Raw genomic sequence first — 23264 nt, 5'->3', positions numbered from 1 at the left:
ATACTTTGGTGACTGCTTTTAGGATCTAATTATCTATGAATATCTCTCGGGTCGACCTCAACCTTCTTGTTTACTTTGATGTACTACTTGAAGAAAAGAACGTCACTCGCGCTGGTGCTGTGCTGGGTATCACTCAACCGGCAATGAGTAACGGCTTACGTCGTTTGAGAGAACTCTTTGATGATCCACTACTCGTTCGAACTACTGAGGGGATGACGCCAACTGAGAAAGCGTTATCGATCCAGCCACGCGTTCGACATATCCTTACCGAAATAGAACAGGTGTTGCAGCCGACAGAGGGCTTTGAACCGGAATTCTCTAGCAGAATGTTCCGTATCATTGTCGGCGATTACGCCGAATCTACACTCATTCCGGAAGTTCTTAAGCGTCTCCGTCGCGAAGCCCCCAATGTTGTGCTAGATCTGCTCACTCCCAGTGATGCTTCGATTAGCGATCTAGAACAGGGCAAGGTTGACTTAGCAATTAATCGCTTTGATGAATTACCACAGAGTTTCCATTCAGTCGTAGTATGGCGAGACAGTTTCTCATGTTTGATGAGTGCCAATAACCCGCTATCAGAGAACTTGAATCTCGATACCTATCTAGACGCTCAACACATTTGGGTTAGCAAAACTGGCGTAGGCCGAGGTACGGGTATCAACGTCGAAAACTACAACAAGCTTGGTTGGGTAGACAGGGCGGTAGAGAAAGCAAAGCCGGGTTGCCGAAGAAAGATCGCTATCTTTACACGACACTATCAAATGCCTGGCGTCTTGATAGCGCGTGATGATCTTGTGGCCACGTTACCAACACGTGTCGCCAAGCGTCATCACAATGATGGTAGCTTTTTCGTCTCGGAACCACCGTTTCCAATCCCGCCTATTGAGTTAAATATGGCTTGGTCTCCACTACTACAGCACAATCCCGCTCATCGATGGCTGCGCAGATTGATTATGGATGTGGCGAGTACGCTTTAACCACTTATCGTTGAAGCGTAGGCTGATCATAAGTCTTAGATCATAAGCCTTCGAAAGCGCTTGTCGCGCCGACTACGCTCCCAAATTTGCTTGAAACGTTGTAGCTGCGTTCCAAGAACAGGGGATCCAGCGGCAGCTTGTGACAAGCCCTTCGCCTGTTTAAATTGTCCGGCAAGCCCAGGTATCAGCCAACTCGCTCCAAGTTCGGCGGCATCAGCTTCTGATAAGACGCGATAATGAACTCTTGAGTTTAAGCGCTGAAGCCAATTAAAGAATTCTGGGCAACGTTCAATCAAGGCAACCGAGTCGAAGGAAAGAATGAAGATTTCGGCCCTCGCATTTTCACGCAGTAATAATGTGAGTTTTGCTGTTATATCCGCTAAGTCATTGGACATTGCACTGAAATCTAATTCAGCAATGTAGACATCACGCCTTGCTTTCGTAACCAGCTGAAGGCGATTAGCCGAAAACGCAGAGGGAGTGATGGGGCCATCACGAGGTGTTAGCGCTAAATCCATGGTGACGTGCTCAATACCCGCTTCCAGGTAGCTATCACCATTCACTTTAAAATCTGCACGTTGATAGAATCCTGATGCATGCGCTTGGGCGTGAAGATAGAGGGATAAAAAGCCGGCGTGCCCACCTATTTCAACTAGTTTTGTTAGGAGCAGGGCGCCAATACCTTTCCCGCGAGCGCGCTTTAGTACCGCCATACGACCAATCTTCCCGGATGGCATTAGACGGCCGGTGCCTACGGGTGTTTCATTATGAAATGCCAAAACGTGGACACATCGTGAGTCCTGGCCATCCCATTCAATATTTTCCGCGACGCCCTGTTCCTGAACAAAAACTTCATGGCGGATAGCATGAACTTCCCCTTCATACTCAGGCCAGCGTACACGAATAACACGAAGATCATTCATAGAGGTGGTAATGACCCTGTTCCAGTAACTCGTTCATCCACTCGCGAGTGCTTTCGTCATCAACCAGTGCGCTAACTTCTTCAAGCGACAAAACTGCTTCGTTGGCTAATCGCTCTGCAAGTATGGCGCAGGACGGATTCAACGACTGAACTTCGCCATTACAAAACCAGAGAAACTCATCTTCGGTTTGATAGTAAGCTACTCGGGTCACAGCATCTCGTACTAAGCACGATTCATAGGCGCCGTCGACGTCAACGCGATCAACAAGAGGGAGAAGTTCATCGCGCTTCGGCTCGGTCATAAACGAACCGAACCAATTGGCAATGACTTTAGGGTCCGCGACGTGCTTGGCTAAAATCTGCTGAATACGGTCTACATCCTGCTGGGCGAGCTCGCCCGGTGACTGACTGATTGTCCGTTTAGGATCACTGAAGCGAGTATCATTGCCGAGTAGACCTTCGAGTTCCTTACCGAAATCCTGAAAGACTTCGCCAACGCTTGGTGCGCGAAAGCCGATACTAATGGTCATCGCGGACGTCTTCGCAACACCCCAGTGAGCCACACCTGGAGGGACATAGAGTACATCTCCGGGCTTCAATAGGTGCGTTTCCTGAGCGTCAATATTGGCGAGTAGATCGAGTTGGTCATTTTCTGCTCGTTCGGTCAGATCATCACACTTAGGCCCAATGGTCCATTCGCGCTCGCCCTCTGCCTGTATCAGGAAGACGTCATAGTGATCGTAATGCGGACCAACTGAGCCACCCGGTACAGCGAAACTAATCATGACGTCGTCGCGACGCCAGTTGGGGATAAACGAGAACTGTTGGAGCAACTCCCATATACCGAGGTTCCACTGATCCACCGCCTGAACTAACAGCGTCCAATTTTCCGCTGGAAGCGTGGCAAAGGTTTGATCCGAAAAGGGACCGCTCTCCATTGTCCATTGATTAGGAGTAGCTTCTTGGATCAGTCGACTCTCGACCTCATCCTCTAGTGCTAACCCAGCTAATTCATTCGCGTCAATCGGGGGCTCGAAGCCTGGAAAGACTTGGCTCAGTACAGCGTGCTTCTGCTGCCAATACCGGAGAAGAAACTCCTCAATCGACAGGTTACCCAATCGATTGAGCGGCTTAACGGAAGGTTCAAATTGCGTTGGCTTGATCAACGGCATTTCCTATGTAATTAGCAGGGGTAAGAGCTTTCAATTCCACTTTAACGTGGTCTGGAAGTTCTAAGGTGTCAACGAACACCGCCAAAGTCTCGGCGTTAATAGTCTGACCACGAGTTAAGGCTTTAAGCTTCTCATAGGGTTCATCGATGCCATAGCGACGCATGACTGTCTGAATTGGCTCAGCGAGAACTTCCCAGCTTGAGTCAAGATCAAATGCGAGTTGTGCGGCGTTGAGCTCAAGTTTAGACAAGCCCTTCAACGTCGCCTCATAGGCAAGAAGACTGTAGGAGAAGCCAACACCCATATTTCGTAACACGGTGGAATCCGTTAGGTCGCGCTGCCAGCGGGAAATTGGGAGCTTCTGCGCCATGTGCGCCAGTACAGCGTTTGCCATACCAAGGTTACCTTCGGAATTTTCAAAATCAATTGGGTTGACCTTATGCGGCATGGTAGATGAACCCACTTCGCCCGCAACAACCTTCTGTTTAAAGTAGCCCTGAGAAATATAGCCCCAAATATCACGATCCAAATCAATTAGGATGGTATTAAATCGAGCCACCGAGTCGAAGAGTTCAGCAATATAGTCGTGCGGTTCAATCTGAGTGGTGTATGGGTTCCAATCGATATCAAGGCGTTCCTCAATGAACGTCTGCGCGTTGGCTTGCCAGTCAATATCATTGTAGGCACTTAGGTGTGCGTTGTAGTTACCTACCGCGCCGTTGATTTTACCAAGGAGCGGTGTTTCAACCACTTGCACAAGCTGGCGACGTAGACGGTAGACAACGTTTGCTATCTCTTTACCAACGGTAGTAGGCGAAGCCGTCTGTCCATGAGTGCGGCTAAGCATGGGCACAGCGGCGAACTCGTGGGATAGGGCGGTAAGTTTGTCGATTAACTTCTGCATAGTTGGCACAAGCACATCATCGCGTCCGGCGCGAAGCATCAGTGCGTGCGAAAGGTTATTGATATCTTCTGACGTACACGCGAAGTGAACAAACTCGGAGACTGCAGAGAGCTCTGCATTCGAAGCAAACTTGTCCTTTAGAAAGTATTCAACCGCTTTAACATCATGGTTAGTCGTGCGTTCAATATCTTTTACCGCCTGAGCATCAGCCGTGCTGAAATCATGGAGCAAGGTCTCTAAGAATTGATTCGCCTCAGCACTCAGCGCAGGAACCTCGGTCACACCCTCAAGTTCCGCGAGTTGCTGTAACCAACGCACTTCAACGAGAACGCGATTGAAGATAAGTCCGTACTCTGAAAAATGTTCTCGAAGAGCAACGGTTTTCGAACCGTAACGACCGTCAATTGGAGAGATGGCGGTGAGCGCGCTTAATTCCATGTTAGTAGCTTATCCTAATGATATGAATGATGAGGCCATTTTAGCCGAATCTTAATCTGTTCGCATGGCGATTTCAGTGTGAATAGCACCAACGATGTTAGTGCTCGGTGGCTAGCCAGGCCTCAAATTGTCGAGTGATCTTGCCGCGCTGGAATAGCAGTTGATATCGTCTACCGTTCAAGTTTCGCCAGAGCATCGTGGCACGAATTCCGGCAAAGAGTAGGGCACGTATACGACTGGCGACTCGATCTTGGGTTAGCCAATTGACGTCACCAACCACTTGTATTCGATGGCTAAGGGTAGAGAAGGTTGATTGATAAAGATTACTTAGAGAGCCACTAACGGAGTCATGCTCATAGCCATAGAGCTCAACCTGACGAGTACTTAGAGTGAGTCCTTCATCGATTTTCGGCATAAAATCCTTGCGAGCGCGCATTTGTTTTTCTAGCTGAATCATACCCATGACATAGATCATAAGGTTCTGATAGTTCGCCTTTCGCTGCTTGGCGATATCTACGCAAACCTGAGCGCCGTAGCGCAAATTGTTAACGTCTTCGTAAACTTTTGCGACATTATCAGCGTCGTTGCTAAAAACACTTTTTATCACTGCAAGATATGCTTGCTCGTCACAGCGTCCGTGACGAGCAAGTTCACTAATGAGGTCAGCGCATTGAAACATGCCTGCAACGGCGAGGGTGCGAGACTCCATTTAAGCTGCCTCGTTATAGAATTTATTAATGACGGCGCCACCCAGGCACTGATCATCTTGATAGAACACCACGCTCTGTCCCGGCGTAATTGCTCGCTGTGGTTCATCGAAGCGCACGATAAGCGAATCACCAGCTATCTCTACTCGGCAGCCTTGATCTGGCTGGCGATAGCGTGTCTTCGCCATCAGCGGCTTAGATAAATCCACTGAGGAGTTAATCCAGGTGACCTGGTCGGCTTCCAGCGTAGTATGGAATAGTGCCGGGTGGTTAGTACCTTGCACCACGACTAATTCATTAGTTTCAAGTCGTTTCTGCGCCACAAACCAAGGATCATCAGAAGCACCTGCCATACCTCCGATACCCAACCCCTGACGTTGCCCGTAGGTGTAATACATTAAACCTACGTGCTCGCCAATCTTAGTGCCGTCCAGAGTAATGATATCGCCCGATTGATGGGGTAAGTAGGTATTCAGGAAGTCACTAAAGCGGCGCTCGCCGATGAAACAAATACCCGTACTATCCTTCTTTTTAGCCGTGACTAATTCATATTTTTCAGCCAGTGCTCGAACATCGGTTTTATCCATCTCGCCAATGGGAAAGTAACTGCGAGCAAACTCATTAGTGGTAACCGCATGGAGAAAATAGCTTTGATCTTTATTGCCATCTAGGCCCTTTAGCAGGGTAGTTTCGCCATTCTCGTTGGTACCGCGGCGCACATAATGCCCCGTGGCTATGGCACTTGCGCCTAACGCTTCTGCATACTCAAGAAATACCTTGAACTTAATCTCGCGGTTACAGAGGATATCCGGATTTGGCGTTCGGCCAGCCTTATATTCTTCTAGAAAATGCTCGAAGACATTGTCCCAATACTCAGCAGCGAAGTTTGCAGTATGAAGGGTGATACCGAGTTTGTCGGCCACAGCCTGCGCGTCAGCCAGATCTGCCATTGCAGTACAATACTCGCTACCATCGTCTTCGTCCCAGTTTTTCATGAAGAGACCTTCAACTTGGTAGCCTTGCTCTAGCAGTACGGCGGCCGTTACCGATGAATCGACACCACCGGACATTCCTACGATCACTTTCTCAGTCATATCTACTCTTAGCGCCTAGTGCGCATTCTTCCTCTGGTTTTAGTTCTATCAGTCTTGCCTCGGCTCGTTCTAGCCGTATTAATCGGCATATTAACCGTTATCTCCCGGTACTTTCCAGGAAGCAATTGATCGAGACTCCACGGCCCAATCTGTGTGCGTATTAAGCGTAGCGTTGGATTACCTACGGCTGCCGTCATACGACGAACCTGGCGGTTTTTCCCTTCGCTGATAGTAAGTTCAATCCAGCTTGTTGCCAACCTCGGATTTACCGGTGGATCCCGCTCCCAAAGTCCTGTTGGGAAGGAAATGCGTTTTGCCTTAGCAGGTCGTGTTAGGCCATCCTTGAGCTCAACACCTTTGGAGAGTTGTTCCAGCGATTCGTCGCTAATATTGCCTTCAATCTCTACCTGATAGGTTTTGCGCTTATTACTCGATGGGTGGGCTATCTGATGTTGTAGCTGGCCATCGTCCGTAAGTAGCAACAGTCCCTCGCTATCTTTGTCGAGTCGACCAGCAGGATAGACCCCAGGAATGGCTATATAGGATGCCAGCGTAGTTTCATCAGGCGTACCCGTAAACTGCGAAAGCACGCCAAAAGGTTTGTTTAGAAGAATTAACTTAGCCATTCACACCGTCTATTTGCCCAAATTGAGCGGTATTCACACTCGTTGACTCTATGATAGAGTATTTCCACTGTTAGCACTGCACTGAGAAGCACCTATTTTATGACGTTCCAGTACATATTACCGCCAAAGTCAGGCGAAGCCATTGGTCATACCGATGATAATCAGATGATTGTCCCTGATAGACCCATTATCCCATACATTGAGGGAGATGGCATTGGTATCGATATTACTCCCGTCATGCTAGAGGTCGTCGACGCAGCGGTCGCTCAAGCCTACAAGGGTAAGAAAAGTATCGCTTGGATGGAAATATTTTGCGGTGAAAAAGCGGCCGACATCTACGAAGGGGATTGGTTTCCACCGGAAACGCTAGCCGCTTTAGAGAAATACTCAGTGGCCATCAAGGGGCCGTTAACAACCCCCATTGGCGGTGGTTTTCGAAGCCTCAATGTAGCACTGCGCCAAGAGCTTGACCTCTACGTTTGCCAGCGACCCATTCAGTGGTTCAAGGGCGTGCCTTCTGTAGTGCGTAAACCTAACGCCGTAAAAATGGTTATCTTTCGTGAGAACTCCGAGGATATCTACGCAGGGATAGAATGGCGAGCAGGTAGTGAAGAGGCGGCAAAAGTTACTCAATTTCTGCAGGAAGAGATGGGGGTAACAAGCCTTAGGTTCACTGAAAATTGCGGCTTAGGGGTAAAGCCCATTTCCGAACAGGGCTCCAAACGGCTAATCCGTAAAGCAATTGAGTACGCCATTAATCATGATAAACCGTCAGTCACGATGGTGCACAAGGGCAACATCATGAAGTACACCGAGGGCGCATTCTGCGAGTGGGGCTATGAGGTAGCGTGTGACGAATTTGGTGCTACTCAGGATCCTGAAACTCAGTGGCTCACGATCAACAATCCAAACACCAACCAGCCGATTATTATTAAAGATGTGATCGCGGATGCCATGATGCAAGAGATCTTGATGTACCCCCAAGAACACTCTGTGATTGCCACGATGAATTTAAACGGAGACTATCTTTCCGACGCGCTGGCTGCACAGGTTGGCGGTATTGGGATTGCGCCTGGCGCAAACATTGGGGATCGAATTGCATTATTTGAGCCTACGCACGGCACCGCTCCGCGACTAGCAGGTCTGGATCAGGTTAACCCGTGCTCGCTATTACTATCCGCTGAAATGATGTTGAGACATATAGGCTGGACTAAGGCAGCAGACTTAATGGTTAAAGGCGTGAAGTACACAATTAGCGATCGGACTGTAACATATGACTTCCACCAGATGATGGAGCATGGCGAACTACTCTCTACTAGCCAGTTCGGAATGGCAGTGGTGAAGAATATGAGGCGACGCTAAGTCGCCATTCATGTAGAGTATCGTGACTTAGGCGATCGAGCGAGTTATGCCATCGCCTCTTCGTCGACGGTTATATTGATAGCATGGAGCCCTTTATCACCTGGCTCAACTTCAAAACGAACTGGTTGGCCTGCCTTTAGCGTCTTGTAACCGTCCATAGTGATGGTTGAATAGTGGGCAAAAAGATCATCATTGCCTTCGTCCGGTAGAATAAAGCCGTAGCCCTTTGCATTGTTAAACCACTTAACAGTTCCTGTTGCCATATCTAACTCCCTGTTGAAATAGCATTTTTTATGTTTGAGAAACTAAAATTTGATATCGGTGTTTAGTCCATTACTAGCATTGCAAAACCTATGAGTCAAGATGATTTTACGGAAACCCGTCATAAAAAAGTTATGTTATCGGCCAAAATTAGCGCTATTCTGCAGTTATGACACTCGTTTCTTTACGGTGCAATGATTTGGTAGAATAGAGCAATCTAAAACGAATTTACCAGAGTATATAAAGTATGAGTGACGAGTTAATACATTTTGACGGCAGTACTGCAACGCTGGCAGAAGAGCCCGCGCTGAAAAAACCGCCAATGTATCAAGTAGTAATGTATAACGATGACTACACACCAATGGACTTTGTCGTTGATGTGTTAATGCAAATATTCTTTTTAGACGAAGCGGCTGCCACCTCGGTCATGATGGCGGTTCACCAGCAAGGTAAAGGTGTAGCGGGTATCTACCCTAAGGATATTGCGGAAACTAAGACTATGATTGTTAATCAGGTAGCGCAGGAACACGAGCACCCCTTAAAGTGCGAATGCGAAGTTCTCCCTGAAGATAACGAATAACAGCGAATAGCGGAGTACTCCTATGCTGAGTAAAGATCTAGAACTAACGCTAAACAACGCCTTTCGAGGTGCTCGCGACCGTCGTCATGAGTTTATGACGGTAGAACACTTATTACTTGCGCTGTTAGAGAATGATTCTGCGTTGGAAGTACTGACTGCCTGTGGCGCATCACTAGCTCGCTTACGCGTAGAGCTTGATGAATTCGTCAACACAACGACACCACTTATACCAGAGCATGAAGAACAACGAGAGACACAGCCAACGCTCGGATTCCAACGCGTTTTGCAGCGCGCGGTCTTTCATGTTCAGTCATCCGGTAAAAGCGAAGTCTCCGGCGCTAACGTACTAGTAGCTATTTTTAGTGAGCAGGAAAGCCAAGCAGTATACTATCTTAAGCAACAATCAATCGCTCGTATTGACGTGGTAAATTTCATCACCCACGGTATTTCAAAGTTCACGGATGCCAACGAAAGTAGTACCCCGGGACAAATCGATCAACAGGAGGCCGAAGCCGAGCAGGATACGAGTAACGATCCACTCGAGGCCTATGCAACTAACCTTAATGAAGTTGCAATGAAAGGTAAGATTGATCCATTAATCGGTCGCGATAAAGAGGTCGAACGCGCGGTTCAGGTATTAGTAAGAAGGCGTAAGAACAACCCGTTGTTAGTAGGTGAGTCGGGAGTTGGTAAAACAGCCATCGCCGAAGGTCTAGCACTCCGCATAACAGAGAACCAGGTACCTGACGTACTTAACGACGCGGTCATCTACTCACTAGATTTAGGTTCACTATTGGCGGGGACGAAGTATCGCGGCGACTTTGAAAAACGATTCAAAGCGCTTCTGGCCGAACTCAAGAAACGGGACGGCGCGGTATTGTTCATTGATGAAATTCATACGATCATTGGTGCAGGTGCTGCCAGCGGTGGTGTGATGGACGCATCTAACCTACTAAAGCCGCTTTTGAGCTCTGGCGAACTCAAGTGTATCGGTTCGACAACCTTCCAGGAATACCGAGGTATTTTCGAGAAGGATAGGGCGCTCAGTCGTCGCTTCCAAAAGATAGACGTTAACGAGCCTTCAGTCTCCGAAACTTACGAAATCCTCAAGGGGCTTAAACCGCGATTCGAGACTTTCTATGGTCTAGAGTATAGCGATAGCGCACTGCGTACCGCGGCAGAGCTAGCTGGGAAATACATCAATGAGCGCTTCCTTCCCGATAAGGCCATTGATGTCATTGACGAAGCGGGCGCCTATCAAAAAATTCAAGAGGAGCAGAATCGGGTTAAAACCATCGGCACTGCTGAAATTGAACGGATCGTTGCGAACATGGCGCGTATCCCTGAGAAAAATGTCTCATCAAGCGATAAAGAATTACTGCAAAAGCTTAATGACTCTTTGCGTATGGTCGTCTTTGGTCAGGATGAAGCCATCGAGACGATCAGTGACGCAATCAAACTAAGTCGAGCAGGCTTAGGGAACCCTGAGTCCCCCATTGGTAGTTTCTTATTTGCTGGGCCTACTGGAGTGGGTAAAACAGAGGTGACCAAGCAGCTCGCTCAAGCAATGGGCGTAGAGCTTATCCGCTTTGATATGTCTGAGTATATGGAACGCCATACGGTATCTAGGCTTATTGGTGCGCCACCAGGCTATGTCGGTTACGATCAGGGCGGCTTGCTAACCGAAGCAGTTACCAAGGCACCTCATTCAGTAGTGCTGCTTGATGAAATCGAGAAGGCACATCCGGATGTTTTCAATCTACTCTTACAGGTGATGGACCACGGAACCTTAACCGATAATAACGGCCGATCTACGGACTTCCGCAATGTAGTGCTGATTATGACAACTAATGCTGGTGCAGAGCTCATGCAACGATCAAGCATGGGCTTTACCAAGCAAGATCATAGTAGTGATGGCATGGGTCAGATTAAACGAGCATTTTCCCCAGAGTTTAGAAATCGTTTGGATGCGATCATCCAGTTCTCGCCTTTGACACTGCCGGTAATTAAAACGGTTGTCGACAAGTTCTTGACCCAACTGCAAGCGCAGCTAGATGATAAGAAGGTTCACCTTGATGTGGATGAGCCTGCTCGCGAGTGGCTAGCTAATAACGGCTACGATGAAGCAATGGGGGCTCGTCCTATGACGCGTTTAATTCAAAAACTGTTGAAAAAACCTATGTCGGAAGAGGTGCTCTTTGGGGCTTTATCTGAGAACGGCGGAACCGTACATGTTTCTGCATCCGATGACGGACTAGTATTGGAATATGAACCGGCCGAATAACCTTAGTGACTATAAAAACGGGATAGTTGCGCTGGGTAAACTTAATCATTTCCGTTGAATATCGTAGTACTGCCCTGAATAGCAGGCATAAAAAAAGCGGACATAAGTCCGCTTTTTTTTATCAACGCTAGTTTAACGAGCGCGATAGGTGATACGACCTTTCGTTAAGTCGTAAGGTGTCAATTCGACCTTCACCTTGTCACCCGTCAAAATACGAATGTAGTGTTTGCGCATTTTACCTGAAATATGAGCCAAAACTTCGTGGCCATTCTCCAAGCGAACGCGGAATGTGGTGTTAGGGAGGGTATCAACTACCTCGCCTTCCATTTCGATATGGTCAGTCTTTGCCATTAAGGATACTTCCTACCTGTTTAACTATTAAAAGTTGCGTGTTGCAAAACGCCGTCATTTTGCCCGAATACAAGGCCAGTTGCAAAACTATTTGGGAATCAACTGCCATTTACCATCAATGAAACGTTCCTGAGGGTGATGATCCGCCTTGTACTGCATCTTTTGGCATTGATCAACGGCATACCCCAAGTAGAGGTGAGGTAACTTCAGATCCTGGGTAAGCTGGATCAGCTTTAGGATTAATAAACGTCCTAAACCGAAGCTGCCTTTGTCAGGATCAAAGAAGCTATAGACGGCTGAGAGACCGTCATAGAACTGGTCATAAACCATTACCCCAACCAGATTGTCGCCGTCGTAAACAGCAAGGTAGCAGTTAAAGTCATACATTGGCCCAAGGAAGGACGTAAATTGCGTATAGGAGGGCGGAAACATATCGCCATCGGCGTGTCGCCGATCGATATATTCTGCGTAGAGCGGGTAGAACAGCTCGTCATCGAAGTCCGCAGCCCATTCGATGCGTAACTTATCGTTTTTCTTAATGCATCGCTTACTAGCTCGGTTTAGCTGATAGTCCGCTACCCGCACGCGGGTTGACTCACACGCACTGCAAGTGCCGCAGTGCGGACGATACAGGTGATCCCCACTGCGTCGAAATCCATTAAGATTTAAATGGCTCGCCACGTGTTTGTTAACAATTTCTTCCGGCCAGAGGACTATGTTCCGCGCTTCATTTCCTGGGATGTAAGGACAGGGGTGTGGTGGTACTACGCCAAATTTATAGGTCAATAGTGCCTCCTGCTGATAGCTCCGCAACAGGAGAAGTATCAACGTCAGTATTGATAAGCGTATTAAACCAAGTACTGCGATCAATCTCCGCAACACCCAACGAACTGAGATGCGTAGTTGGCATCTGACAATCAATCCAGTCAAAGTTCAGTTCGTTCAATTTTTCACTTAACGCGTAAAAAGCGAACTTACTTGCGTTAGCGCTTCGGCTGAACATGGATTCACCACAAAAGAATGGAAACATAGCAATACCGTAGAGCCCGCCAACAAGCTCATCACCGTCCCACACTTCCACGCTGTGGCACCAACCTAACTGATGGAGTTGCTTATAGGCCTTCACCATACGTTCATCAATCCAGGTGTCTGGACGATCAGCAGAGGACATCCTGCAGGCGTTGATTACCGCATCAAAACTGTGATTGAAGGTGACTGTCCAAGTATTGCGCTTCGCACTTTTCCGTGTTGACCGTGAACAATGAACCTGGGCTGGTGACACCACTGCTCGTTGCGGTGGGCTCCACCAAAGTAACGGGTCGTCGGAATTGAACCACGGAAAAATGCCGTGGCGATAGGCATTCAGTAGTCTCTGAGGCGAAAGATCACCTCCTACAGCGAGTAAGCCATCCTCTTCAACTTCGTCCGAAATTGGCGAGGGGAAGCCTAGGTCATCATCTAGGAGGCGATAGATAGTCATTACTGTTCGTCGAGAAACTTCTCTGCGTCCAGCGCCGCCATACAGCCGAAGCCAGCTGAGGTCACGGCTTGACGATAGACCTGATCCGCTACGTCACCGGCAGCAAAAACGCCTGGAATACTAGTTTGGGTAGCATTTCCCTGCAAACCACTTTGAATAGTAAGATAACCACCGTCCATTGCTAACTGATCGACAAACAATTCGGTGTTAGGCCGGTGGCCGATAGCAATAAATAGCCCGGCGATATCAAGATTCTTACTCGTATTATTTTCAAGGTCATTTAGACGAATTCCATTAACGCCCATTTCATCACCAATTACCTCTTCCAAGGTATGGTTCCAGAGGATGTTGACGTTACCGTTCTTCTCTTTCTCGAAAAGTTTGTCAGCGAGAATCTTCTCGCAACGGAGTGAATCGCGACGATGTATTAGCGTAACTTCCGAGGCGATGTTAGATAAGTACAGCGCTTCTTCCACGGCCGTATTACCGCCACCAACCACTGCAACTTTCTGACCGCGATAGAAAAATCCGTCGCAGGTTGCACAGGCACTCACACCTTTACCTTGAAACGCTGTTTCTGACTCTAATCCTAGATACATCGCAGATGCGCCGGTAGCAATGATTAATGCGTCGCATGAATACGTCTCATTGCCTTCTAGTACAAATGGACGCTGACTCAAGTCTGCATTTAAGATGTGGTCGAAAATTATTTCCGTATCAAAGCGTTCAGCATGTGCTTGCATGCGCATCATCAGCTCCGGACCTTGCACGCCTTCGGCATCACCAGGCCAATTATCTACGTCTGTAGTGGTCGTTAATTGGCCGCCCTGTTGCATGCCGGTGATGATAACCGGATTAAGATTGGCTCGCGCTGCGTAAACTGCCGCGCTATAACCCGCTGGACCCGAGCCTAAGATGATTAAACGATGATGTTTGATATCGGACATTGTTGCCTCTGAAATATTGGGATGTAATACAATAGGGCGTCAGTTTAGCGTGGAGCAAAGGTAATAAACAAGCCATGACATCTTCGGTTTTCACGATAGGTATAAACGTTAATATATTGTCTAGCTACCTAATAGCGGGCAAGGCTATGTTGTCTAGCCACGCTTTTGGTTGCTTCGGCTATAACTAGGGGCTTTTTTACAAAAGGTTTGATAGTATTTAGCATAATAACAATAGTTAAATGAACCACTTAAGGGCATCGCTTGTGAGTAATTCTCCGGTTAACAGTTCAAGCCAGTTAGTTGAGCGCTTCGCGAAGGAATCCTTAGCTATTCTGGTCATCGCCTTCGGGTCACTTCTTCTCGTTGCGCTGTTCACTTGGACGGCTACCGATCCAAGTTTTAGTAACTCTAACACTGGCGTACCGGTGCAAAATGCTATTGGTATCGTTGGCGCACGCGTAGCCGATGCTCTGTTCAGTCTGTTTGGCGCAATCACCTGGTTGTTCGCGGTCTTAGTGATCTGGCGTGGAGTATTAAGTTTTCTTGCTTACCGTCGCAATGAAATGGATTTCAGTAGTGTTACGCTTGCGATTCGTTTTGTAGCGCTACTGATCACTTGCATTAGTGGGTGTCTGCTAGTGGAGCTGATGTTCGGTGAATTAGCCACCGAGCTTCCGTTCGGCGTTGGTGGAATTATTGGCGAGTACCTGTTGGCACCGACTATCGAATGGCTTAACGTTTTTGGGGGTGTATTGCTTGCTAGTGCCTCGTTTCTAATAGGCGTCACACTCTTCGTTGACTTTAGTTGGCTTCAGTTGCTCAAAAGGCTGGGCAACTTGACAGTGAGCTTCATTAGGGCAACGTTCAATCTCTTCCGGGCAGGTTTCGAATCACTAGCGGGCTTAATAAAAGGCCTATTTGCACGAAAGCCGAGGTCTAACATAGCGCCAAAACGGGCGGTGAAGGTTATGGCGGAACCCATGGAAGTGAAACCTCCTAAGCCAAAACCCAAGATAGTGCAGTCCGCGCCACCGAAGTCTAAAATCGACAGTGCCCGCCTTCAGAGAGAGAAACAGGTTTCAATTTTTGAAGACGAGGCGGTTGTTGGGACGTTACCAACGCTGGATTTGTTGGATCCACCGCAAAATAACGGTAAGCCCGCTTATAGCTCGAACACATTGGAAGCTATGTCTCAACTCCTCGAAGCGCGCTTAAAGGAGTTCAATATTATCGCGACTGTGGAAGCCGTACTCCCGGGTCCAGTCGTTACACGCTTCGAGATTCAGCCCGCCGCGGGAATTAAGGGTGCGCGTATCACCTCACTCGCTAGAGACCTTGCGAGATCCTTAGCGGTCAAAAGTGTTCGCGTCGTCGAAATCATCCCCGGTAAATCCTTCGTTGGCATTGAGATTCCTAATGAACATCGTCAAATGGTTATGCTGCAGGAAGTCCTCAACTCAACCGTGTTCGATCAGTCGAAGAGTCCATTAACGCTTGCTTTAGGTCACGACATCAGTGGTCAGCCGATTGTAGGTGACTTAGCTAAGATGCCACATTTATTAGTCGCCGGAACCACGGGCTCGGGTAAGTCTGTTGGGATCAATGTGATGATCTTGAGCCTTCTTTTTAAATCAACGCCTGACGATGTGAGATTAATCTTAATTGATCCTAAAATGCTCGAGCTGTCTGTTTACGATGAGATTCCGCATCTACTAACACCCGTGATTACTGACATGGAAGACGCTGAAAACGGGCTACGGTGGTGTGTTGGCGAAATGGAACGCCGTTACAAACTGATGTCGAAACTCGGCGTTCGTAACCTTGCTGGCTATAATCGTATGGTCAAGGAGGCCATCGCAGCGGGGGAGCCTATCGATGATCCATTATTCAATCCCGAGACGGTTTACGTTCCTGAAGGCGAAGCGCTAGAAATACCGAAATTAGAAGCGTTACCGAGTGTGGTTGTCATTATTGATGAATTCGCCGATATGATGATGATTGTTGGTAAAAAGGTTGAACAGCTTATTGCTCGTATCGCTCAGAAAGCCCGTGCCGCCGGCATTCATTTGATTCTTGCCACGCAAAGGCCTTCCGTAGATGTTATTACGGGGTTGATTAAAGCCAACGTTCCCACGCGAATTGCCTTCCAAGTATCATCCAAAATTGACTCACGAACTATCCTGGATCAGGGCGGTGCGGAGCAACTTCTAGGCCATGGTGACATGCTCTATTTGGCTCCGGGTACGTCGAATACTCAACGAGTTCACGGCGCGTTCGTCGACGATCACGAAGTGCACGCTGTGGTCGCAAATTGGAAGAAGCGAGGCAAGCCGAACTACATAGATAGTATCCTCGATGATCAATCACACATCGCGGTACCAGGCATGAAAGAGGATAAAGCGGATGCCGGTGGCAGTGGCGATGAATCGGATCCACTCTACGATGAAGCGGTCGCTTTCGTTACCGAAAGTCGTAAGGCGTCAGTGTCGGCCGTTCAACGACAGCTTCGTGTTGGTTATAACCGGGCTGCTCGCCTTGTTGACGCGATGGAACAGGCCGGAGTCCTCTCCGAGGCAGGCCATAACGGGGCGCGAAAAGTACTCGCTCCTAAACCAGTAAGGTAAAACTATGATGTTGTTACGACTATTGTCAGTAATCATATTAGCAAGCTTTTCTTCGCAAGCACCCGCACAGGAGTTTAGCGAATTATCGTCGCTCTTAGCGAAGCATAGCGCTTTTAGCGCACAATTTGAGCAGTCTAGTTACGACGAGAATGGACAGCTGATGACGACATCTTCGGGTAGTGCAGACTTGGCTTCTGGGCAACGCCTTCGTTGGGAAACTTTGTCGCCATGGCCGCAGTTATTAATCGTGAACGATTCCAGTGTTTGGCTATATGATCCTGATTTGGAACAGGCTTCCTATCGAACTATCGACTCAAGCAGCCCGGTAAACCCCGCTTTACTTTTCAACGCGGATGTTGAGGCGATAGCCGAAGTTTTTGAAATTACGGAATTGGCTCACGGTTATAAATTTACGCCGCTGTCAACGAGTCAATTTAGTGTGATCGAACTCGTGCAAGATGGCGACCTTATCGCCGGGCTTAATTACGTTGATTTAATCGGGCAGCGAACCGAAGTTGTCTTTTTTCAGCACAATTTCAGTGTTCCAGAAGATCAGATGTTCGAGTTTACTCCACCAGAGGGTGTTGAGGTCGTAACGGGTGGCTAATGACCTGTTTAGCGAGAGTACGCCGCTGGATCAGCCTTTAGCCGCTAAGCTTCGTCCTAAGTCCCTTGATGATTACGTAGGGCAGACTCATCTGCTCGGCAGCGGCAAAGCGCTTCGCAAACTCCTTGATAGGCGTCGGCTGCATTCCATGATTTTTTGGGGGCCGCCTGGCGTGGGGAAAACATCGCTTGCACGGCTTCTGAGCCAGCAGGTTGATGCCGAATTCCTGGCACTGTCGGCCGTCCTTTCTGGTACCAAAGAAATACGTGAAGTGGTCGCTCAAATGGAGCAGTACCGTGCCCACGGTCGTAGAGTTGTCCTATTTGTAGACGAAGTCCATCGTTTTAATAAAGCGCAACAGGATGCTTTTCTGCCCTTCGTGGAGGACGGTGATCTGATCTTCATAGGCGCCACCACCGAGAATCCTTCCTTTGAAGTCAATAATGCACTGATCTCTCGAGTTAAGGTTTATCGCCTCAAATCACACTCAGCTGAAGACCTAGGCTTCCTATTACAACGTGCTTATGATGAGCTCAAATTGCCTACTGAGTTCATGACTCCTTCGCAGCAGGATGCTCTAATCGCGGCAGCAGATGGTGACGCGCGTCGCTGCTTAAGTTTTCTCGAGATGCTGATTGATGTCGCAGATGACCTTAAGGTGTCGGATGCGGACCTGCGCGATGTAATTTCCAGTGCCGCCGTTCGTTTTGACAAGGGCGGGGACTATTTCTACGATCAAATCTCTGCCTTACATAAGTCTATCCGAGGGAGCTCACCGGATGGGGCCATTTATTGGCTAGCACGGATGCTCTCGGCAGGCTGTGAGCCACTCTATGTTGCCCGTCGGCTCGTTCGTATGGCTAGCGAGGATATTGGCAATGCCGATCCCCGCGCACTTGAATTATGCCTTGCAGCGTGGGAGTCTCAGCATCGACTCGGCTCGCCAGAAGGCGAACTGGCCTTAGCACAGGCGGCGGTCTACCTTGCGAGCGCGCCAAAGAGCAACGCGGTATATAGTGCCTGGAAAACGGCTCAGCAACTCGCTCAAGCAGGGAGCTACGAAGTTCCTAACCATCTTCGTAACGCGCCTACTAAGCTAATGCAAGAGGCTGGCTTTGGCGATGATTATCGCTATGCTCATGATGAGCCAGAGGCCTACGCCGCGGGAGAGAGCTACCTACCTATTGAACTCCATGGAACTCGGCTTTATGAGCCTGTTGGGCGAGGTCTTGAGACGAAGATTAGTGATAAGTTAAAGCATCTCCGTGCGCTTGATGAAGCGAGTGGCCGGCAGAGATATGACTAGGACTAGCAGTCGGAGTAACTATTGATGTGGATGTACCTAGCCGTTGCAGTTGGCGGTGCCTTTGGGGCCCTAGCACGATTCTCTGCGTCTAAGTATGTGGCAGAGAACTTTAGCGATCTTAGTTTTCCGCTCGCCACCTTTAGTGTCAACATGATTGGTAGTTTTCTGCTGGGCTTTAGCTATGTGTTAAGTGCGGAGAAGATGTCACTCGAGCCGCACGTTGCAGCGGTCATCACCGTGGGCTTCTTAGGTTCATTTACTACCTTTAGCACCATGAGCTTGGATTTTTATCACCTACTCGCTGAGGCTAAGTATCTACTTGCGGGAATTTACATAGCGAGTAGTGTGTTTTTAGGTTTAATTGCTGCCTCACTCGGTATTATAATGGCGCGACTTTTTTAACGATATTTAAATCAAATTTTCAATATTCGGATGTAACCATGTTAGACGCAAAATATGTGCGCCAAAATGCGGCAGCTGTCGCAGAGAACTTAGCTAAGCGCGGCTTTGATTTTAACTCTGCAGAGTTTGAAGCCTTAGAAGCTGAACGTAAAACCCTTCAAGTTGATAAAGAGAATCTTGAAGCCGAACGACGTCAGCGCTCTAAAGCGATCGGCCAAGCCAAAGCAAAGGGCGAAGATATTCAGCCGCTGCTTGATGCGGTCGCCGACATGGGAACCAAAGCTGATGAAGCGAAAACGCGCCTAGCGGTCATCCAGGATCAGCTAGACGAGATTCTATGGTCGACCCCCAACACTCTTGCTACAGAGGTTCCTGAGGGCAAAGATGAGAGCGAAAATCTCGAAGTGTTGACGTGGGGAACGCCAAAAAACTTTGCGTTTGAGGCAAAGGATCATGTCGATCTCGGTGAGCCGCTAGGGCTAGATTTTGCCACCGCGGTCGATAAGCTTGCCGGTTCACGCTTCGTGGTTATGAAGGGGCAAATTGCTGCGCTTCATCGGGCTCTTGCCCAGTTCATGTTGAATACTCATACCAACGTACATGGATACGAAGAGATCAACGCACCATTGCTCGTTAATAGTAATGCGCTGCGCGGCACTGGTCAGCTGCCAAAATTCGAAGAAGATTTGTTCAAAGTCGCAGGTGAGTCTAATTACTACCTAATCCCGACTGCCGAGGTACCGGTTACCAATATCGTTGCGGATAGTATTCTCGAAGTGACTGAGCTACCTAAGAAGATGTCCTGCCACTCACTTTGCTTCCGTTCGGAGGCAGGTAGTTATGGAAGAGATGTTCGTGGGATGATTCGCCAGCACCAGTTCGAAAAAGTTGAGCTTGTCCAAGTTGTCGCGCCAGCTGATTCCGACGCTGCGCTTGAGGAGCTAACCGGCCACGCTGAGGCGATTCTGCAAGCGTTGGAGCTACCTTATCGTAAAGTACTTCTATGTGCTGGTGATACGGGCTTCTCAGCGGCTAAGACCTTCGACCTTGAAGTTTGGCTGCCAGCACAGAATACCTATCGAGAGATTTCTAGCTGCAGTAATTTCCGAGATTTTCAGGCGCGAAGAATGCAGGCTCGGTACCGTAATCCAGAGACAGGGAAGCCGGAATTGGCCCACACCATTAACGGTTCAGGTTTGGCCGTTGGCCGAACGCTGGTCGCCGTCCTCGAAAATTACCAAGAGGCAGACGGTAGTGTTCGCGTGCCTACAGTTCTTCAGCCATACCTGGGTGGTAAGGAACGCTTAGCGATATGAACTACCTGCCACTTTCACTAAACCTTGCGGACAGAGATGTATTAGTTGTTGGGGCAGGGGAGGTGGCACTGCGAAAGCTTAAATGGCTCCTCAAAGCTAAGGCAGCTGTTCGTGTGATCGCCCTTGACGCGGATCCGAGAGTAGAAGCGCTATCGTTGAACTTGAGTTTAAGAGCCGTAGCGCTAGACGATCTTAGCGGCGCATATCTAGTAGTTATCGCTACTGAAGATACGGCGCTCAATAAAATGCTTGCTGAGGCATGTTCCAAACAGAATATTCTGGTTAACGTGGTTGATCAACCCGCCATTTCGACCGTCATTTTCCCGGCGATTATTGAACGCGACGAATTCACCATTGCGCTGTCAAGCGCAGGGGACGCTCCAGTCCTAACACGCTATTGGCGTCGTAAACTTGATGCTTATATTCCTGCCGAGCTAGGGAAGTGGGGGCGATTCTTGGGCCGCCAGCGCGATAAGGTTAAGATGCTGTTGGGTTCCGTGGACCAACGACGTAGCTTTTGGGAAGACACTATCGAATCTGAACTCGCCGAGTTGTGTTATCAAGGTAGTGACGAGCTACAGGACCGCTTTGATCGTAATCTCGAAGCTTATGCGAGCGATGATGGCTTGAAGATGGGGGCGGTTTATCTCATTGGCGCGGGCCCCGGCGATCCAGAACTTCTCACCTTTAAGGCAATCAGGCTGCTACAACGCGCGGATGTTGTCCTCTATGACCGTCTTGTCGATCCTCGAATTGTTGATATGGCCAGACGTGATGCGGAGTTCATCTATGTTGGGAAGCGCGCTTCAAACCATACGCTTAGCCAAGACGAAATTAATGACCTCATCTACCGCGAAGCCACAAATGGTCGAATTGTCGCGCGCTTAAAGGGTGGAGATCCTTTTATATTTGGTCGCGGTGCAGAGGAACTGGAGCTGCTTGTGGAGCAGAAGATTCCATTCCAAGTTGTACCAGGAATTACCGCGGCTAGCGGTTGCGCGAGTTATGCCGGCATCCCCTTAACGCATCGTGATCATGCTCAATCAGTCCGATTCGTTACTGGGCACCTCAAGGATGGTTCGCCCGAACTCGACTTTTCTTCCTTACAGGACTCTCGGCAAACCCTTGTTTTCTATATGGGCCTTTTGAGTTTAAATGCCATCTGTCAAAAGCTTATCGGTACCGGACGAAATCCGCAGACGCCAGTGGCGCTTATCGAACGAGGCACCACCGAAAACGAATGCGTTTATACCGGTACGCTAGAAACTATCCATTCACTGGTGAGCGAGCATCAAGTTAAAGCACCAACCCTTATTATTGTTGGTGACGTGGTGGGCCTTCATCAAACGCTAAAGTGGCGTGGCAAAAGTGTTAACGCTAAGGAAACTCTATGAACTACGATTACGATCTCTTTGTTATTGGCGCCGGTAGCGGTGGTGTTCGCTGTGCCAGAATGTCGGCGGGTTTTGGTGCCAAAGTTGCGGTATGCGAAGATCGCTATATGGGCGGAACCTGCGTCAATGTAGGTTGTGTACCTAAGAAGCTTTTCGTCTACGGCAGCCAGTTCAAAGAAGAGTTTAGTGATTCAGCGGCTTACGGCTGGGATGTAGAGGTCAAGGGCTTTGATTGGGATAAGCTCCGTGACAATAAGACACATGAGATCGATCGCTTGAACGGAATCTACCGCAATATGCTAGGCGGAGCAGGCGTCACAGTTATCGACGGAAGAGGGCGCATTACTGGGCCAAATACTGTTGAAGTAAACGGCACTAGCTACACCGCAGAACGCATTCTGATTGCTACCGGTGGCTGGCCAACACGCCCGTCAATTCCGGGCGCTGAACTCATGATTGACTCTAATGAGATCTTTTACATTAAGACATTCCCTAAGCGCTTTGTAGTGCTTGGTGGCGGTTATATTGCTACTGAATTTGCTGGTATCTTTGCCGGCTTAGGTAGCGAAGTTACACAAATCTACCGTGGCGATCAGATTCTACGAGGGTTCGATAACGACATTCGTAGCGAAGTCAGCGAGGAGATTGTGAAGAAGGGTGTCAATCTTGCGCTTAACTGCAACATCGTTGCGATTACCAAGCATGGCGACGAGCTCAAGGTCGAACTAACCAACGGTGAGACCATCACTGCGGATGCGGTATTAACCGCTATTGGTCGCCACCCAAACCTAGAGAACCTGGGTGCTGTTGAACAGGGCGTAACGCTTAACGAACGCGGTTATATTGATGTGGATCCGATTAGCTTTGAAACTAAAGCGCCAAACGTCTATGCCGTTGGTGATATCATTGGCGGCATGGAGCTAACACCTGTTGCGCTGGCCGAAGGTATGAGTCTTGCTAACCGCCTTTACAATGACAATACCTATGAAATCGATTATGCGGACATCGCTACTGCAGTGTTCTGCCAGCCAAATATTGGTACTGTCGGGCTTACTGAGGAGCAGGCTCGCGAACGTTTTGACAAGATCAGAGTCTATACCAGCAAATTCCGCCCTATGAAGTTCACTGTTTCTGGACGCGAAGAGCGAAGCTTTATGAAGCTTATCGTGGACGACGCGTCAGATAGAGTCGTCGGCTGCCATATGGTTGGTCCGGATGCCGGTGAAATTATTCAGGGCTTAGCCGTTGCCATGAAGGCGGGCGCTACTAAGGCGGTCTTTGATGCGACCATTGGTATTCATCCAACGGCCGCTGAAGAGTTTGTCACAATGCGTCAACCAACTCGTCACTAACTTTTCGAGCTAGAACTCAGTTTGTTGAGAAGCTAAGCAAAGCAGATACTTATTGATAAGGTATCTGCTTTTTTTTGATGAATTAATTACAGAATGAGTTGCTCTAAGGGTTCACTAAATGCGTTTAACGCCAAGCCAGGATTCCTTGGTAAACGGCG

General features: G+C 48.6%; 22 protein-coding genes. 11 read left to right on the top strand and 11 right to left on the bottom strand.

The window, feature by feature from the left end; all coding sequences use genetic code 11:
• Positions 1-35: 35 nt before the first annotated feature.
• Entirely contained in the window at positions 36-977 is a 942-nt protein-coding gene (locus Q0698_RS07290; protein ID WP_298635254.1) for a LysR family transcriptional regulator, read from the top strand.
• 35 nt (positions 978-1012) lie between these two features.
• On the opposite strand, the gene Q0698_RS07285 is transcribed toward Q0698_RS07290, so the two are convergent.
• The 6 genes from Q0698_RS07285 to Q0698_RS07260 all read right to left on the bottom strand — a co-directional run bounded on the left by Q0698_RS07285 (position 1013) and on the right by Q0698_RS07260 (position 6840).
• The gene (locus Q0698_RS07285; RefSeq protein WP_298635252.1) at positions 1013-1900 is read right to left on the bottom strand and encodes a GNAT family N-acetyltransferase; all 888 of its coding nucleotides are present in this window, start codon (positions 1898-1900) and stop codon (positions 1013-1015) included.
• Positions 1893-3065 (bottom strand): cupin domain-containing protein, encoded by a 1173-nt coding sequence (locus Q0698_RS07280; RefSeq protein ID WP_298635251.1) that lies wholly within the window; start codon positions 3063-3065, stop codon positions 1893-1895. Before Q0698_RS07280 ends, Q0698_RS07285 begins: the two co-directional genes overlap by 8 nt.
• Entirely contained in the window at positions 3043-4413 is a 1371-nt protein-coding gene (gene purB, locus Q0698_RS07275) for an adenylosuccinate lyase (RefSeq protein WP_298635249.1), read from the bottom strand. The genes Q0698_RS07280 and purB overlap by 23 nt, the downstream gene beginning before the upstream one ends.
• A gap of 97 nt (positions 4414-4510) precedes the next feature.
• On the bottom strand, positions 4511-5122 hold the full coding sequence (gene hflD, locus Q0698_RS07270; protein ID WP_298635247.1) for a high frequency lysogenization protein HflD: 612 nt from the start codon (positions 5120-5122) through the stop codon (positions 4511-4513).
• A complete protein-coding gene (gene mnmA, locus Q0698_RS07265) occupies positions 5123-6214 on the bottom strand; it encodes a tRNA 2-thiouridine(34) synthase MnmA (RefSeq protein ID WP_298635245.1) in 1092 nt (363 codons plus the stop codon).
• A gap of 8 nt (positions 6215-6222) precedes the next feature.
• The gene (locus Q0698_RS07260) at positions 6223-6840 is read right to left on the bottom strand and encodes a pseudouridine synthase (protein WP_298635243.1); all 618 of its coding nucleotides are present in this window, start codon (positions 6838-6840) and stop codon (positions 6223-6225) included.
• Between the two features lie 99 nt (positions 6841-6939).
• Here Q0698_RS07260 and icd point away from each other — a divergent pair, with 99 nt between their 5' ends.
• On the top strand, positions 6940-8202 hold the full coding sequence (gene icd / locus Q0698_RS07255) for an NADP-dependent isocitrate dehydrogenase (RefSeq protein ID WP_298635240.1): 1263 nt from the start codon (positions 6940-6942) through the stop codon (positions 8200-8202).
• Positions 8203-8246: 44 nt separating this feature from the next.
• On the opposite strand, the gene cspD is transcribed toward icd, so the two are convergent.
• Positions 8247-8465, bottom strand: a complete 219-nt coding sequence (cspD, locus tag Q0698_RS07250) for a cold shock domain-containing protein CspD (protein ID WP_298635238.1) — start codon at positions 8463-8465, stop codon at positions 8247-8249.
• 245 nt (positions 8466-8710) lie between these two features.
• Between cspD and clpS the strand changes: the two genes are divergently transcribed.
• Both clpS and clpA read left to right on the top strand, forming a co-directional pair.
• On the top strand, positions 8711-9043 hold the full coding sequence (gene clpS / locus Q0698_RS07245) for an ATP-dependent Clp protease adapter ClpS (RefSeq protein WP_298635236.1): 333 nt from the start codon (positions 8711-8713) through the stop codon (positions 9041-9043).
• 22 nt (positions 9044-9065) lie between these two features.
• Positions 9066-11327 carry an ATP-dependent Clp protease ATP-binding subunit ClpA gene (gene clpA / locus Q0698_RS07240; protein WP_298635233.1) on the top strand — a complete coding sequence of 754 codons (2262 nt, stop codon included), beginning with the start codon at positions 9066-9068 and terminating at the stop codon, positions 11325-11327.
• 132 nt (positions 11328-11459) lie between these two features.
• On the opposite strand, the gene infA is transcribed toward clpA, so the two are convergent.
• The 4 genes from infA to trxB all read right to left on the bottom strand — a co-directional run bounded on the left by infA (position 11460) and on the right by trxB (position 14105).
• On the bottom strand, positions 11460-11678 hold the full coding sequence (gene infA / locus Q0698_RS07235) for a translation initiation factor IF-1 (protein WP_121876414.1): 219 nt from the start codon (positions 11676-11678) through the stop codon (positions 11460-11462).
• Between the two features lie 87 nt (positions 11679-11765).
• Positions 11766-12464, bottom strand: a complete 699-nt coding sequence (locus tag Q0698_RS07230) for an arginyltransferase (RefSeq protein ID WP_298635228.1) — start codon at positions 12462-12464, stop codon at positions 11766-11768.
• Positions 12454-13158 (bottom strand): leucyl/phenylalanyl-tRNA--protein transferase, encoded by a 705-nt coding sequence (gene aat, locus Q0698_RS07225; protein ID WP_298635226.1) that lies wholly within the window; start codon positions 13156-13158, stop codon positions 12454-12456. Before aat ends, Q0698_RS07230 begins: the two co-directional genes overlap by 11 nt.
• On the bottom strand, positions 13158-14105 hold the full coding sequence (trxB, locus tag Q0698_RS07220; protein WP_298635223.1) for a thioredoxin-disulfide reductase: 948 nt from the start codon (positions 14103-14105) through the stop codon (positions 13158-13160). The genes aat and trxB overlap by 1 nt, the downstream gene beginning before the upstream one ends.
• A 263-nt stretch (positions 14106-14368) precedes the next feature.
• On the opposite strand from trxB, the gene Q0698_RS07215 reads away from it, so the two are divergent.
• The 7 genes from Q0698_RS07215 to gorA are packed head-to-tail and all read left to right on the top strand — an operon-like array spanning position 14369 to position 23106.
• Positions 14369-16729, top strand: coding sequence for a DNA translocase FtsK 4TM domain-containing protein (locus Q0698_RS07215; protein WP_366140299.1), 2361 nt, complete (start codon positions 14369-14371; stop codon positions 16727-16729).
• 4 nt (positions 16730-16733) lie between these two features.
• A complete protein-coding gene (lolA, locus tag Q0698_RS07210) occupies positions 16734-17336 on the top strand; it encodes an outer membrane lipoprotein chaperone LolA (protein ID WP_298635217.1) in 603 nt (200 codons plus the stop codon).
• Positions 17329-18642 carry a replication-associated recombination protein A gene (locus Q0698_RS07205; protein WP_298635214.1) on the top strand — a complete coding sequence of 438 codons (1314 nt, stop codon included), beginning with the start codon at positions 17329-17331 and terminating at the stop codon, positions 18640-18642. Before lolA ends, Q0698_RS07205 begins: the two co-directional genes overlap by 8 nt.
• 24 nt (positions 18643-18666) lie before the next feature.
• The gene (crcB, locus tag Q0698_RS07200; RefSeq protein ID WP_298635212.1) at positions 18667-19044 is read left to right on the top strand and encodes a fluoride efflux transporter CrcB; all 378 of its coding nucleotides are present in this window, start codon (positions 18667-18669) and stop codon (positions 19042-19044) included.
• Positions 19045-19082: 38 nt separating this feature from the next.
• Positions 19083-20360: a serine--tRNA ligase gene (serS, locus tag Q0698_RS07195; RefSeq protein WP_298635210.1), complete on the top strand. Its 1278-nt coding sequence runs from the start codon at positions 19083-19085 to the stop codon at positions 20358-20360.
• On the top strand, positions 20357-21754 hold the full coding sequence (gene cysG / locus Q0698_RS07190; RefSeq protein WP_298635207.1) for a siroheme synthase CysG: 1398 nt from the start codon (positions 20357-20359) through the stop codon (positions 21752-21754). The genes serS and cysG overlap by 4 nt, the downstream gene beginning before the upstream one ends.
• Positions 21751-23106: a glutathione-disulfide reductase gene (gorA, locus tag Q0698_RS07185; protein WP_298635206.1), complete on the top strand. Its 1356-nt coding sequence runs from the start codon at positions 21751-21753 to the stop codon at positions 23104-23106. Before cysG ends, gorA begins: the two co-directional genes overlap by 4 nt.
• Positions 23107-23264: the final 158 nt, after the last annotated feature.

It is taken from the genome of uncultured Umboniibacter sp. (genome assembly GCF_947497555.1).
Taxonomy (GTDB): Bacteria; Pseudomonadota; Gammaproteobacteria; order Pseudomonadales; family DSM-25080; genus Umboniibacter.
This window is presented reverse-complemented; position numbering and strand designations above follow the sequence as displayed.